This is a genomic window from Streptomyces sp. NBC_01217 (assembly GCF_035994185.1).
Lineage (GTDB): Bacteria > Actinomycetota > Actinomycetes > Streptomycetales > Streptomycetaceae > Streptomyces.
This window is the reverse complement of record NZ_CP108538.1, coordinates 3,456,800-3,470,684: the sequence shown is the minus strand read 5'-3', so window position 1 is coordinate 3,470,684 and position 13,885 is coordinate 3,456,800. Positions and strand designations below refer to the sequence as shown.

Here is a 13,885-nt window from a genome sequence, read left to right as displayed (position 1 = left end):
CGCTCGGCTGCCATGCTTCTCAGTGTTGTCGTGCCTGTCCACCGCGTTCACGGATATCTCAGGGCGACCCTGGAGTCCGTGCTCGGCCACGGCCCCGGTGACCTGGAGCTTCTGGTCGTCGACGACGGGTCGCGGGACGGCGGTGCCAAGATCGCCGCCGAGTTCGCGGCGCGCGACCCGAGGGTCCAGGTGATCACGCTCCCCGAACACCGCGGCCCGGGCCCGGCCCGCAACGCCGGGGCGGACGCGGCGCGCGGCCGGTACCTGCTCTTCCTCGACGGCGACGACCTGCTGCGGCCGGGCGCCCTGGAAGCGATCACCGGCCGACTGGCCGAGAGCGATCCGGACGTGCTCCTCCTGGGCCACGACCGGGTCGACTGGTGGGGCAAGGCCCAGCCCGCCGAGCCTGCGCTCCCGGACCCGGCGCCCACGGCCCGGCCCCCCGCAGCGGCAGGCCTCTCCACCGACGTCCCACGCCTCTTTCGCCGCGGCTTCTGGAGCGGGCACGGTCTTCACTTCACCGACGGGTCGTACGAGGACATCCTTCCCGTCCTCCGGGCCACCCTTCTCGCCTCCGACGCGGGCACGCTCGATGTTCTCGGGCGGGTCTGCGTACGGCACCGGACCCGCCGCTGTGGCACCTTCGGTACGACGCCGGGGCGTCACCACTTCGCGGTCCTCGACGCGTACGAACGGCTGCTCGCCGAGACCGGGCGCGATCCGCGGATCCAGGCGGCGCGCACCCGTCACCTGCGGGCCGTTCTCGCCGACCCCGGCCGGATCGCACCGAAGGACCGTGCCGCCTTTTACCGTGCCGCAGGTCTCCCCGGCAGTTACGCCGGCCACCGCGCCCGGGAAGCCGTCCGCACCGTCCGCACCCGCGCCCGGGCCGCCCTGCGCCACCGTAAGAGGACGCTCCGGGCCCTTGTGACGCGCGCCGCCTACCGCGTCGACCTGCACCGGCCCCTGGATCCGAACCTCGCGGTGTACGGGGCCTACTGGAACAGGGGCGTCGCCTGCAACCCGGCAGCCATCCATGCCAAGGCCCTCGAACTCGCCCCGCACATCCAGGGTGTCTGGGCCGTCTCCTCCCGGCACCGCGACCGCATGCCGCCCGGGGTTCCGTACGTCATCGAGGGCTCCCTCGCCTACTGGCGGATGATGGCCACGGCCACGTACCTGATCAGCAACTCCAGCTTCCCCGGCGGCTTCACCAAGCGCCCCGGCCAGCGCTACCTCCAGACCCACCACGGCACCCCGCTGAAGACGATGGGCCTGGACCAGCGCGCCTACCCGGCCCTCACCAACGGCATCAGCTTCGAGAGGATCGTCGCCCACGCCGACCAGTGGGACTTCTCCCTCTCCGCCAACCCGCACACCACCGAGATCTGGGACCGGGTCTACCCGTCCCGGTACGAGCATCTGAACCTCGGCTACCCCCGCAACGACATCTTCTTCACCGCCACCCCCGAGCGCATCACCGGGATCCGGCAGCGCCTCGCCCTCGCCCCGGACCGGACCGTGCTGCTGTACGCGCCCACCCACCGCGACTACCGCAAGGGCTTCGTCCCCCACCTCGATCTGGACCGGCTGGCCCGCGAACTCGGCCCGCGGTACGTGGTGCTGGTCCGGGCGCACTACTTCTACGGCCGCTCGGCGCGGCTGGACAGTGCCCGGGTGGTGGATGTGACGGGGCATCCCTCCGTCGAGGAACTCTGCCTGGTGTCCGACGCGTTGATCACCGACTACTCGTCGCTGATGTTCGACTACGCCTGCCTGGACCGCCCGATCATCAGCCACGCCCCGGACTGGGCCGCCTACCGGGCCTCGCGCGGCACCTACTTCGACCTGCTCTCCGGACGCCCGGGCGACACCCCGGGCGCGGTCACCACCACCGAGGACGAGCTGATGGAACTGTTCAGGACGGGCGAGTGGCGCTCGGCGCGGACGGCACGGCTGCGGGCGGCGTTCCGGGAGCGCTTCTGCCCGTACGACGACGGACACGCGGCCGAGCGGGTGGTGCGGCGGCTGTTCCTGAGCGACGAAGGGAGCGACGAAGGGAGCGACGAAGGGTAAGCACGGCGCAGCCGATGTCACTCGTTCGGGAAAGACCGCAACCGGTGACCCCCGGCCCTTCACGGGGTTGAGCCATACGGACAACCAGGCTCCCGATGAACGGACGTGCTCAACATGCCGCCACGGCTCAGTGTCGTCGTACCCGTCCACAACGTCGAGCTCTATCTGACGGACTGCCTGAAGTCCCTCGCGGAGCAGACCATGACCGACCTGGAGGTGGTGATGGTCGACGACGGGTCCACCGACGACAGCGCGGCCCTGGCAGCCGGATTCGCCGCACAGGACGGCCGGTTCCGGCTGGTGAGCCAGGAGAACGGCGGACTCGGGCACGCCCGCAACACCGGGGTCCGCAACTGCGACCCGGGCGCCCGCCATCTCGCCTTCGTCGACAGCGACGACGTGCTCCCGCCCCGCGCGTACGAACTCCTCGTCGGCGCCCTGGACGAGACCGGATCGGACATCGCGTCCGGCAATGTGCTGCGGCTGCGGCCCTCAGGCAAGCTCCAGCAGTCGCCCAACTTCCGCAAGCCCATGGCGACGACCCGGCTGCGCACCCACATCTCCCGCGACTGGGACCTCGCCGCCGACCGGATCGCCTGCAACAAGGTCTTCCGCCGGTCCTTCTGGGACGAGCACGCCTTCGCCTTCCCGGTCGGCGCCCTCTACGAGGACATCCCGGTCGTCCTGCCCGCCCACTTCCTGGCCCGCTCCGTCGACGTACTGAAGGACCCCGTCTACCACTGGCGCGACCGGGCCGGCTCGATCACCGCCCGCCGTGCCGTCGTCCGCGGCATCCAGGACCGGGCCTCGCATGTGCTGGGCGTCTCCACCTTCCTCGACGAGCACCGCGGCGCCGCCGACAAACGGCGCTACGAGGCGCACGTCCTCGCCAACGACCTCTGGTACTTCATGGAGGCGCTGCCCGACGGCGACGAGGAGTACCAGCGCGCCTTCCTCACGTACGCGAACGAGTTCACCGACCAGGTCGACCCGGCCGTCCTCGACGCGCTCCCGCTGCGGCTGCGCCTGATGTGGCACCTCGTGCGCGAACGCCGGACCGAGGAACTGCTGGCGCTGCTCGCCTTCGACAAGGCAGAACCGGGAGCGTTCGCAGTACGGGGCATGCGGCGCCGCAGCGCCTTCTTCCCGGCCCTCACCCGGCCGGTGCCGCGCCCGGTGCTGCGGGTCACCGACCGGGAGCTGCCCCTCACCGCCCGGCTGCGGGAAGCCCACTGGCAGGGCGGCAGGCTGCACCTCAAGGGGTACGCGTACGTCCGCAACCTGCCCGCCGCCTCGCGCGGCAGCGAGTTCCGGGCCGGCTGGCTGCGGGCGGGGCGGCGGCATGTGGTGCCGCTCCGGCTGCGTACGGTCGTCGAATCGGAGGCCACCGCCCGGTCCCGGCAGAGCCTGCACGACTACGACCGGTCAGGTTTCGAGACCGTCATCGACCCGGCCAGGCTCCGCATCCACGCAAACGGCAGTCCCGAACGGCTCACCTGGCGCCTGGAGATCGGCATCGCCGGACACGGCATGCTGCGCCGCTCCGACCTCTCGACGAACGAGGCGGCCGCACCGCCGCCCGTGCACCGGCCCGACGGCGACCACCGTATCGTGCCCGCCTTCGAGAACGACAGGCTCGTGCTGCACGCCGAGCGGATCGACGCCCGCTTCGAGACGCACCGAGCGGCCGGCACGGGCGACGGCGCGGCAACCGTGGTGATCGACGGCATGATCCGTGACCGCCTCGGCAGGGGGCCGCTGCGCCTGGCACTCACCCACCGGGCCTCCGGCACCTTCTTCGACTGTCCGGTCACCGTGCAGGAGGGGACCGTGCCCTCGGCGGCGGGATGGCGGCGCTTCACGGCCGTCGTCCCGCTCGGCGCCTTCGCCGAGGCCCGGCGGAGCGCGGGGGAGGGGGCGGCGCCCGCGCAACTGCCGTACAGCCCGCATCTCGTCGGCCCGGACGGGCGCAGGACACCGATCGATGTGCCGGGGCCCGTACCGCCGGGCCGCTACCCGCTGGGCGGGGACGGCGGGGAGCGGCGCGAACTCGGTCTCACCGCCGGTTCCCGCGGCAATCTGCTGATCAGCGACCGGACCGTGCAGCCCGCCGTCGACCTGGCAACCTGGACCGAGGACGGACAGCTCCTGCTGGAGGGCAGCTACCCCGACGTCCCCGGACGGCCCGTCGAGCTGGTGGCCCGGCACAGCGGGCACGGCGAGGAGGCCGTCTTCCCCCTCACCTCCTCCGGGGCCGCCGGGGTCCGGCGGTTCAGGGCGGCGCTCCGGCCGGACGCAGTAGAAAGCCCCGGCGGGAAACTGCCGCTGGGCCAGGGCCACTGGTACCTCTTCCTCCGCGAGAGGGGCGCGCGGGACGACGCGTACGACACCCCGCTGCGCATCCCGGCCGCCGCCCACCGCACCCTGCCCGCCGCCCGCACCCTCGCGGGCCGGACGTACCTCATCGACCGGCGCTTCCACGACCAGCTGCTGATCGACTGCGCATCGGTCCTGACCGCCACGGAGCGCGGCGCGCGCGGCAAGCGGCTGCTGCGCGAGGCGTACCGGGCCCTGCGCATGGCGCCCCTGCGCGACACCGTGCTCTACAGCAGCTTCGACGGCCGCCAGTACTCCGACTCGCCGCGCGCGATCCACGAGGAAGTGGTCCGGCGCGGACCCGATCTGGAGCACCTGTGGGTGGTCCGTGACCAGCAGGCCGTCGTCCCGCAGGGCGCCACGGCCGTCGAGCACGGCTCCACCGCCTGGCACGAGGCGCTGGCCCGCAGCCGGCACATCGTCACCAACACCCAGCTGCCGGAGTGGTTCGAGCGGCGCGAGGGCCAGTGCGTCGTCCAGACCTGGCACGGCACACCCCTCAAGCGCATCGGACTCGACCTCGCGGGCACCGACCGGGCCAACGCCGCCTATATCGCCACCATCGAGGAGCGCGCCCGCCAGTGGAGCGTCCTGGTCTCCCCGAACAGCTTCTCCACCCCCGTCCTGCGGCGCTCGTTCGGCTACCGGGGCGAGGTCCTGGAGTGCGGCTACCCCCGCAACGACCTCTTCCACGCCTCGGACCGCACCAAGGTCGCCGCGGCCGTACGGGAGCGGCTCGCCGTCCCCGAGGACAAGCGGGTCGTGCTGTACGCCCCGACCTGGCGCGAGGACCGGCCGCAGGGCGGCGGTCGTTACGCCCTCGACCTGCAGCTCGACCTGGCCGCCGCCGAACGCGAACTCGGCGCGGACACCGTCCTGTTGGTGCGCCGCCACTATCTGGTCACCGACCGCCTCCCGGACAGCGGCAGCGGCTTCGTGCGCGACGTCTCGCGCTACGGGGACGTCGGCGAGCTGATGCTGATCAGCGACGCACTGGTCACCGACTACTCCTCACTGATGTTCGACTTCGCCCAGACCGGCCGCCCGATGCTCTTCCACACCTACGACCTGGCCCACTACCGCGACACCCTGCGCGGCTTCTGCTTCGACTTCGAGTCCCGTGCCCCCGGCCCGCTGATCCCCGGCTCCGCCGGACTCGTCGAGGCGTTGCGCGACCCGGAGCGGGCCACCGAGGGACACGCGCAGGCGTACGAGGCATTTCGCCGGGACTTCTGCGACCTGGACGACGGACACGCGGCGACGGCGGTGGTCGACCGGATGCTCCAGGGCCCTGACCGGCCTTGACGGGCGGGGTGGCCGCAGGCCCGGGGCCCCCGGGCCACCGCGCCCGTCTGAACCGTTCGAGTGATTCGGGGATTCGGACGTTTGCACTGATACACGGGGCTGTGGAGCCGCGATCCATATAAGTGTGGTCATCGGTGCGTTGCTCTGCGTCTCCCGGTTGCTACGTTCTGTGTTCATGGGTATCCGGATGCGATGCGAAACCTGGGACGTACGTCGGGCGAGAGCGGTGGTGCTCATTGCCGCAGCCGCCGGTCTCCTCACCCGAATGCTGATCGCGGCGAACATGCCGGGCCCGGCCGACGTGCGAATCTTTCAGGGTTTCGCACAGGCCATCGCGCGGTACGGCCCCATTCGGATTTATGAACAGCCCTTGCCGGGACTGCCCGTCTACAACCATCCGCCACTGGCCGGCTGGATGCTCCTCGGGATGGACGAACTCACCGAACTCGGAATTCCGTTCGGGACGCTGATCAGATCACCCGCCTCGATCGCCGACTTCTTCTGCGCACTCCTCGTGTTCGAAATCGTGCGCAGGCGCGGCTCCCTCGGCACGGCGGCCGCCTGCGGGGCGGGCGTGGCCCTCAGTCCCGTACTGATCGCCACCTCCGGCTATCACGGCAACACCGATGCGGCCGCCATCACGTTCGCCCTGGCAGCCGCCCATCTGCTCGTGGACCGGAAGTCCCCGCTGGCCGCCGGGATCTGTGCCGCGCTCTCGATCAGCATCAAGTTCATCCCGGTGGTGGTGATCCCGGCGCTGTTCCTGGTCGCGCTGCGGTCGGGCCGGCCGGCGCTCATCCGCTTCACCGCCGGGTTCACCGCCCTGGCCGCGCTCCTCTGGGTGCCGGTTCTGGTGACCGTTCCGCAGCACCTCAGGGAGAACGTCCTGGAGTACGCGGGGGGCGGCTACCGGCTCTGGGGCCTCGTCCGGTTCGCCGATGTGCTCGGCCTGCCGCAGTCGTCCATCACGTTCATCCAGGGCGACGGACACTTCCTCTTCGTGCTGGCCTGTGTGGCGGCGGGCGTCTGGCTCGCCCGGCTGCGGCCCGGTCAGCTGCCCGGTGTCGTCGCCGTCACGATGTGCCTCCTGCTGCTGCTCTCCACCGCATCCGCCCTGCAGTACCTGACCTGGGCGGCCGCCGGGCTGTTCGTCATCGGGTTCTGGGAAGGCGCCGCGTACAGCTGTCTGCTCGGCCTGACCGCGGTCCTCGGCTACCAGGGGCGCTCCGCCGTGCACTGGAGCGACACGGTGCTGCACTTCGGCGAGGCCGGCTGGTTCGTCCTCGCCGCCGCTCTCGTCAGCGCAATCCGCAAGATCCTCGCCGCGCCGCCCGCCGTACCCCCGCAACCCTCCGCCGAGCGGTCCCCGGCCCCGGCGCCCTGCGCCTCGCAGTCCACCGGTTCCGCCGTCAACTGACCGCCCGCCCGAGCACCGAGCACCGAGCACCGAGCACCGAGCACCGAGCACCGAGCACAACTGGAGAACGCCCCGTGAAGGAAAGCCCGAGCCCCAGGATCGGCATCCTGGTGGTCGCGTACAACGCCGAGACGACGCTGGAGAGGACCCTCGACCGCATTCCGGAGGACTTCCGGTCCAAGGTCGCCGAGGTCCTCATTCTCGACGACGCGAGCCATGACGCGACCTTCACCGCGGGCTGCCGCTGGTCGCAGACGGAGGGCATGCCGCGGACCGTGGTGATGCGGCACACCAAGAATCTCGGATACGGCGGAAACCAGAAGGCCGGATACGCGCTGGCCGCCGAACACGGACTCGACATCATCGTGCTGCTGCACGGCGACGGGCAGTACGCCCCCGAATTCCTCCCCGAGATGGTCGCACCCATCGAACGCGGTGAATGCGAGGCCGTGTTCGGATCACGGATGATGAAATCCGGGTCCGCCCTCAAGGGCGGCATGCCGATGTACAAATGGCTCGGCAACCGCATTCTCACCCGTCTGGAGAACACCCTTCTCGGCTCGCAGCTCACCGAATTCCACTCCGGGTACCGCGCCTACAGCGTCGCGGCACTCAAGAAGCTGCCGATCCACCGGAACACCGACGCGTTCGACTTCGACACCCAGATCATCGTCCAGCTGCTCAACGAGGGAATGCGGATCAAGGAGATCCCCGTCCCCACCTACTACGGCGACGAGATCTGCTACGTCAACGGCATGAAGTACGCGAAGGACGTCGTCAAGGACGTCCTCGAATACCGGCTCGCCGTCAAGGGATTCGGCACCTGCGCCTGGATCCCCAAGCCCGTCGAGTACGCGTTCAAGGAGGGCGACGGCTCCTCACACGCCGTCATCCTGGAGAGGATGCGCAGTCTCCCGCCCGGCCGGGTCCTCGATCTCGGCTGCTCCGGCGGCCTGTTCGCACAGCGCCTCGAAGCACTCGGCCACGAAGTGACGGGCGTGGACTACGTCGAGGTCCCCGGCGTGCGCGAGAAGTGCACCCACTTCCACCTCGCCGACCTGGAGGAGGGGCTGCCCGCGGAGATCGGCGCCGACTACGACTACGTGGTCGCCGGTGATGTCATCGAGCACCTCTCACGCCCCGAGCGTGTGCTCTGTGAGGTTGCCGGGGTGCTGCGGCCGGGCGGCCATGTGCTGCTCTCCGTACCGAACTTCAGTCACTGGTACTCACGGCTGCGGGTCGCGTTCGGCGTCTTCGACTACGACCGGCGCGGCATCCTCGACGAAACGCATCTGCGCTTCTTCACCCGGGCCAGCCTGCGCCGCACGGTCAGGAACGCGGGCTATGACGTCCTGGACATCACCTCCACCGGGGCCCCGTTCTGGGCGCTGCTCGGCGGCGGACCGCTCCCCGCGGTCCTCGGCGGGGTGTCCAAGCTGCTCACCCGGATCCGGCCGACGCTGTTCGGCTATCAGCACGTCGCACTGCTCACCCCGCATGCGGCCGAGACGATCATCGCTGGAGAGCACGTCGATGTACAGGACATCCTCAACCGAGAGTACGCCGCTGCCGACCGGGTCGGCGTCTGAGGCCGCAGTCCCCCGTCCCGTCCCCGCCCCGGCGTCCGGGACCCCGGTCGCCGCAGTCAGGAGCAAGACCTTGACCCTCCCCAGTCTGATGCTGCTGCTGTTCGCCGTGTTCTCGTCGGCGGGTGGCCAGATCATGCTCAAGCACGGGATGAAGGGGGCCGCCGCGGCCGCCGCGCAGAGCGGTGGGTCCGTCGCCCTGCGCGCCGCGACCAGCCCGTGGGTGGTCCTCGGACTGGTGGTCTTCGCGGTGTCCGCCGTCGCCTGGATGACCACCCTGGCCAAGGTGCCGCTGTCCATCGCCTACCCGTTCAACGCCCTCGGGTATCTGCTGATCGTGCTGGCCGGAGCGACCGTGCTGCACGAGCGGACGTCGATGTGGACCTGGGGCGGCTCGCTCCTCGTGGTCGTCGGCCTCGTGACGGTGATGGCCGGCCAGCAGCGCTGAGGGGAATGCTGAGGGGAATCAAGCCCGTCCGGCGGCCGAGGACACGCCGCCGGACGGGCCCGGCACCGCGCTCTTCCCCAGCAGCACCTGCCGGACCACCCGCTCCGCCGCGCGCCCGTCGTCGTACGGACAGAACCGGGCGCGGAACGCGGCCCGCAGCGCATCGTTCGCCGGGCTCCGCCAGCTGCCGTCGAGGAAGATCCGGGCCAGCTCCTCCGTATCCGTGGAGACCGCCCCGGGGGTGTCGCCGGGCTTCCCGGACAGCAGGTCGAAGCAGACCCCGCGGACCGTGCGGTACGTCTCCCAGTCGGGGGCGTGCACCACGATCGGGCGGTCCAGGTGCGCGTAGTCGAACATCACCGATGAGTAGTCCGTCACCAGCGCGTCCGCCGCCAGGCACAGCTCCTCGATCCGCGGATGGGCGCAGACGTCGACGAGCGAAGGGTGCTCCGGCAGCCCGGCACCCTCGTAGAAGTAGTGGGCGCGGACCAGCACCACGGTGTCCGGGCCGAGCGCCTCGCAGAGCCGGACCAGATCGAGCCGGCTGGTGAACGCCGCCTCGTAGTCGCGGTGCGTCGGCGCGTACAGGACGGCGCGCTGACCGGGCCGGATGCCGAGATCCTCGCGGATCCGTGCGATCCGCCCGTCCGTCGCCGTCGCGAAGACGTCATTGCGCGGATAGCCCGATTCGAGGGACCGCGCGGCGCCCGGATAGGCACGGGCCCACACCTCGGTGGAGTGCGGATTGGCGGAGACGCTCCAGTCCCACCGGTCGACGCGCTGGAGCAGCCGGTCGAAGTTCAGCCCCTGGGCGGCTGCCGGATGGTCCTGCTGGTCGAGCCCCATGATCTTCAGCGGGGTGCCGTGATGGGTCATCACATGGATCTGGCCGGGGCGCTTGACCAGGTGGTCGGGGAAGTTGACGTTGTTGAAGAAGTACGTGGCCCGGGCCAGCGCCTGCCAGTAGCGGCGGGTTCCCGGCACCACGTGGTCGATGCCCTTGGGCACCGTGTCCACCTGGTTCCTCGACACCACCCACACCCCGCGCACCCGCGGGGCCAGCTCCTGGGCCTTGCGGAAGATCGCCTCCGGATTGCAGCTCACGCCACGGTTCCAGTACGCGGCGTAGACGGCGAGCCCGGGGTCCAGCGGCAGCCTGCGCTGCCACCAGTAGTAGCGCGGCGCGAGCGTGCGCCTGGCCCGCGCCCGCACCGCGCCGGGCGCCGCCCGCAGGCCCCGGCGCAGCGCCAGGACGGCATCGAGGGCGCCGAGCAGGGCGTACCGGCCACCGCCGATCAGCTTCGGCCGCAGCCCCTTGGCGCCGCCCGGGAAGCGGTGCCCCTCGGGCCGGTGCGCACGGTGGAACGCCGCGACGGACCGTACGTAGCGCCTGCGCCGCCGGGTCACCGACGGGTATCCGGCGAGGAGTTCCTGGACTGCCCGTTCGAAGAGCAGGGGCTGTACGGGGTGCAGGAGCGGCCGGTCCCGTACGAACTGCATCAGAGCGGCGAACGCGTCGACCAGCTCGTGCGGCGTGGAGCCGTCGGCGGGTTCCGTGGCGTCGGCCGGAACGGGCAGACTGCGTCGGCTGCGGTGCTCGACGCAAGGGGTCGGGAGCACGGCGACGGACTCGGCCGCGGCGAGGGTCTGGAGCGCGTACATCCGCTCTCCGTGCCGACCAGGTCCGAAGGTCAGCTTCTCGCCCTCGTGGAGGGTGCGGCGTACGGCGCGGTTCCAGGAGACCGGTGCGATGTCCAGGAGTGCGGGGTGCCCGGTCAGGGTGAGCCGCCCCTCGGGCAGTTCGCCGAGCAGCTCCAGCGACCGGGTCGGGCGGGGGCGGCCCCGGAACGGGCGCCGGTGATGGCCGAACAGCAGCAGTTCGGGGTCACCGGTGGCCTCCAGCCGGTCGGCGACGGCCCGCAGGGCGCCCGGCAGATGAACGAAGTTGCCCTCCAGGAAGAGGAGATAGTCCCCGACGGCACGCTCGGCCCCGGCGTTGCGCCGACCGTCCTGGCCGGCCCCCGGCGGCAGATGAATGGCCTGCACCCGCCCGTCCCGTGCGGCGAACTCGTCGAACAGCAGCCCCGAACCGTCCGGAGCGCCGTCGTCGACCCCGATCACCTCGATGTCCGTGAACGACTGGGTGAGCACCGACTCCAGGCACTCGCGCAGCTGTCCTCGGGCGCGGCGGACGGGGATGATGACACTCAGCCGGGGCATACAGGCTCTTTCTCGGACTGGGGAAACGGGAAACGGGGCGCGGTCAGGGGCGGTTGGCGGGCCGGGCCCCGGCGAGGCCGAGGCCCGGGGGCGCGTGCCGGCCGGCGGGAACCGCGGCGGTGGCCGGTGCGGGGACCGGCACCGGAGCCGGGTTGTCCGCCGCCGGTGCGGGCCGACGCCCGGCCAAAGGGAGCGCGGGCGGCCGGGCGGATGTGTCGCCCAGGAAGACCCGGCGCACCACCCGCTCAGCCGCGTGCCCGTCGTCGTAAGGGCAGAAGCGCTCCCGGAACGCCTTGCGCAGCCGGTCGGAGCGGGAGCCCCGCCAGTGGCCGGTCACGAAGATGTCCAGCAGTGCGTCCTGGCTGTGCGCGGTCGGACCGGGCGGGCAGGAGTGCAGGTCGAAGTAGGTGCCGCGGGCCGCTTCATACGCCTCGCGGTCGCCGCAGTGGATGACGACGGGGCGGTCCAGATTGGCGTAGTCGAACATCAGCGACGAGTAGTCCGTGATCAGCGCGTCCGAGGCGAGCGCGAGCGCCTCGACGCAGGGGTGGCCGCTGACGTCGATGAGCCGCGGGTGCGGCTCGTGGAGGGGCACGGCCCCGTACGAGTAGTGCGCGCGGGTCAGGATCACGAAGCCGGGACCGAGGACCCGCAGCATGTGCGCCAGGTCCAGCTGGGGGTGCCTGTCGCGCCGGTAGTCGCGGTGCGTGGGCGCGTACAGCAGGGCCAGGGTGCCCTCGGGGATGCCGAGGGACTTGCGCAGCCGTGCCACGTCGTCGGCGGTGGCCCGCTGGTAGACGTCGTTGCGCGGATACCCGTACTCCAGCGTCACGCAGTTCGCCGAGGCCGGGGGATAGGCCTTCTCCCAGACGAGGGTGGAGTGCTGGTTCGCGGAGAGGGAGTAGTCCCACTTGTCGACATTGGCGAGCAGCCGGCCGAAGTCCATCCCGCGGGCCGCCGCGGGACGGTCCTGGAGGTCGAGGCCCATGGTCTTCAGGGGGGTGCCGTGGTGGGTCTGGAGCAGTACCTGGCCGCGCCGCTTGACCAGCCGCCGGTCGAAGTTGACGTTGTTCACCAGGTACTTGGACCGGGCCAGCGCCCGCCAGTAGGCGTACGTTCCCGGGGTGATCCTGCGCGTCGCGGCGGGCACGGTGTGGGCGTCCTCGGGTCGGCAGATCCAGGCGGTCCGCAGGCCGGGGACAAGTTCACGGGCCTTCGCCTCGATCGCCGCCGGATTGCAGGCGTAGCCGCGGTGCCAGTACGCGGCGAACACAGCCCGGTCCGTCCGGACGGGCAGCCGCAGCTGGATGCGGTAGTACGCCTGGAGCGTGGCGGCCCGCAGCACCCGGCGAACGGCCGCCGCGGTCCTGCGCAGCCTGCCGTGCGCCAGCTGCGCGGTCCACAGCGCGCGGTAGGTGCGGTGCGCGCCCAGCCGGATCAGGCCGTGGCGCAGCCGGGCGCGGCGCGGGGCGGGGGCGCCCGGGGCGCGGTAGCGGCCGTGGTGGGCGCGGGCGCGGCGGAAGAACTCGGCGCGGCTGCCGCGCGGCAGCCGGCCCGGGGCGGTGAACAGGGTGCAGAAGTGGTCGAGCATCCTGCGGAAGATCACCGGCCGCCAGGGCGCGAGTTCGGGGCGGGCCTCGATGAACGCGAAGACCCGGTCGTACTGTTCGAAGATGTCGAAGTGCTTGCGGCTGGTGGTGGCCAGGATGTTGCCCTGGCGCCGCTGCCGGTAGCCGACGCACACCCGGTCGAGGACCGCGATGGAGCGGGCGGCCATCAGCACCGGGTAGGTCCAGGGCGTGTCCTCGTAGTAGCCGGGCGGGAAGACGAACCCCTCGGTTTCGACGAAGGCGCGGCGGTACGCCTTGTTCCAGACGACCATCAGGACCTTCAGCAGCCCGGGCCGGCCGGCGAGCGTGAAGGTGGCGGGGCCGGTCTCGGAGAGGTGCTCGGCGAAGCTGTTGCGTACGCTCTCGCCGGTCCAGTACGTACGGGCGTAGTCGTAGACCACGACGTCCGGTTCGCCGGTCTCCTCGATCCGGTCGGCGACGGCCCGCAGCGCGCCGGGGGCGAGGGTGTCGTCGCTGTCCAGGAAGATCAGGTAGTCGCCGGTGGCCTGTGCGATCCCGGCGTTACGGGCCCGGCCCAGGCCCACGTTCTCCGGCAGGTGCACGGCCCGTACCCGGTGGTCGCGGGCGGCGAACTCGTCGATGACGGCGCCGCAGGCATCGGGCGAGCAGTCGTTCACCGCGATGATCTCGAAGTCCTCGAAGGACTGGGCCAGCACCGAGTCCAGGCTCTCGTGCAGATACGCCTGAACCCGGTACGCGGGCACGATGACACTGAACCGGGGCACAACACATCCATGGGTCGTTCGCAGCGCGGGGGCGGTCCGCAAACGGCCGATGGAGTGACAGAGTTACGCCAAATCGTGGCAAATCTGCGAAGTTGCAGGTG

Annotated in this window: 7 protein-coding genes; 5 read left to right on the top strand and 2 right to left on the bottom strand. The window is 71.3% G+C overall.

The window, feature by feature from the left end; genetic code table 11:
* Window positions 1-12 precede the first annotated feature (12 nt).
* The 5 genes from OG507_RS15245 to OG507_RS15225 all read left to right on the top strand — a co-directional run bounded on the left by OG507_RS15245 (window position 13) and on the right by OG507_RS15225 (window position 9,208).
* Complete coding sequence (locus OG507_RS15245; RefSeq protein WP_327367743.1) at window positions 13-2,076, top strand: bifunctional glycosyltransferase/CDP-glycerol:glycerophosphate glycerophosphotransferase; 2,064 nt, start codon at window positions 13-15, stop codon at window positions 2,074-2,076.
* A 114-nt stretch (window positions 2,077-2,190) separates the two neighbouring features.
* On the top strand, window positions 2,191-5,757 hold the full coding sequence (locus OG507_RS15240; protein ID WP_327367742.1) for a bifunctional glycosyltransferase/CDP-glycerol:glycerophosphate glycerophosphotransferase: 3,567 nt from the start codon (window positions 2,191-2,193) through the stop codon (window positions 5,755-5,757).
* Between the two features lie 370 nt (window positions 5,758-6,127).
* Window positions 6,128-7,174, top strand: a complete 1,047-nt coding sequence (locus OG507_RS15235; protein ID WP_327367741.1) for a glycosyltransferase family 39 protein — start codon at window positions 6,128-6,130, stop codon at window positions 7,172-7,174.
* A 74-nt stretch (window positions 7,175-7,248) separates the two neighbouring features.
* Window positions 7,249-8,763 carry a bifunctional glycosyltransferase/class I SAM-dependent methyltransferase gene (locus tag OG507_RS15230; protein WP_327367740.1) on the top strand — a complete coding sequence of 505 codons (1,515 nt, stop codon included), beginning with the start codon at window positions 7,249-7,251 and terminating at the stop codon, window positions 8,761-8,763.
* 70 nt (window positions 8,764-8,833) lie between these two features.
* Entirely contained in the window at window positions 8,834-9,208 is a 375-nt protein-coding gene (locus tag OG507_RS15225; RefSeq protein ID WP_327367739.1) for a hypothetical protein, read from the top strand.
* Window positions 9,209-9,226: 18 nt separating this feature from the next.
* On the opposite strand, the gene OG507_RS15220 is transcribed toward OG507_RS15225, so the two are convergent.
* Window positions 9,227-11,428, bottom strand: coding sequence for a bifunctional glycosyltransferase/CDP-glycerol:glycerophosphate glycerophosphotransferase (locus OG507_RS15220; protein ID WP_327367738.1), 2,202 nt, complete (start codon window positions 11,426-11,428; stop codon window positions 9,227-9,229).
* Between the two features lie 43 nt (window positions 11,429-11,471).
* Window positions 11,472-13,784: a bifunctional glycosyltransferase/CDP-glycerol:glycerophosphate glycerophosphotransferase gene (locus OG507_RS15215; RefSeq protein WP_327367737.1), complete on the bottom strand. Its 2,313-nt coding sequence runs from the start codon at window positions 13,782-13,784 to the stop codon at window positions 11,472-11,474.
* Window positions 13,785-13,885 lie beyond the last annotated feature (101 nt).

Excerpts from the sequence above, each read along its gene's own strand:
- OG507_RS15245 (WP_327367743.1), top strand. The coding sequence starts at position 13 with ATGCTTCTCAGTGTTGTCGTGCCTGTCCACCGCGTTCACGGATATCTC.
- OG507_RS15240 (WP_327367742.1), top strand. The coding sequence starts at position 2,191 with ATGCCGCCACGGCTCAGTGTCGTCGTACCCGTCCACAACGTCGAGCTC.
- OG507_RS15220 (WP_327367738.1), bottom strand. The coding sequence starts at position 11,428 with ATGCCCCGGCTGAGTGTCATCATCCCCGTCCGCCGCGCCCGAGGACAG.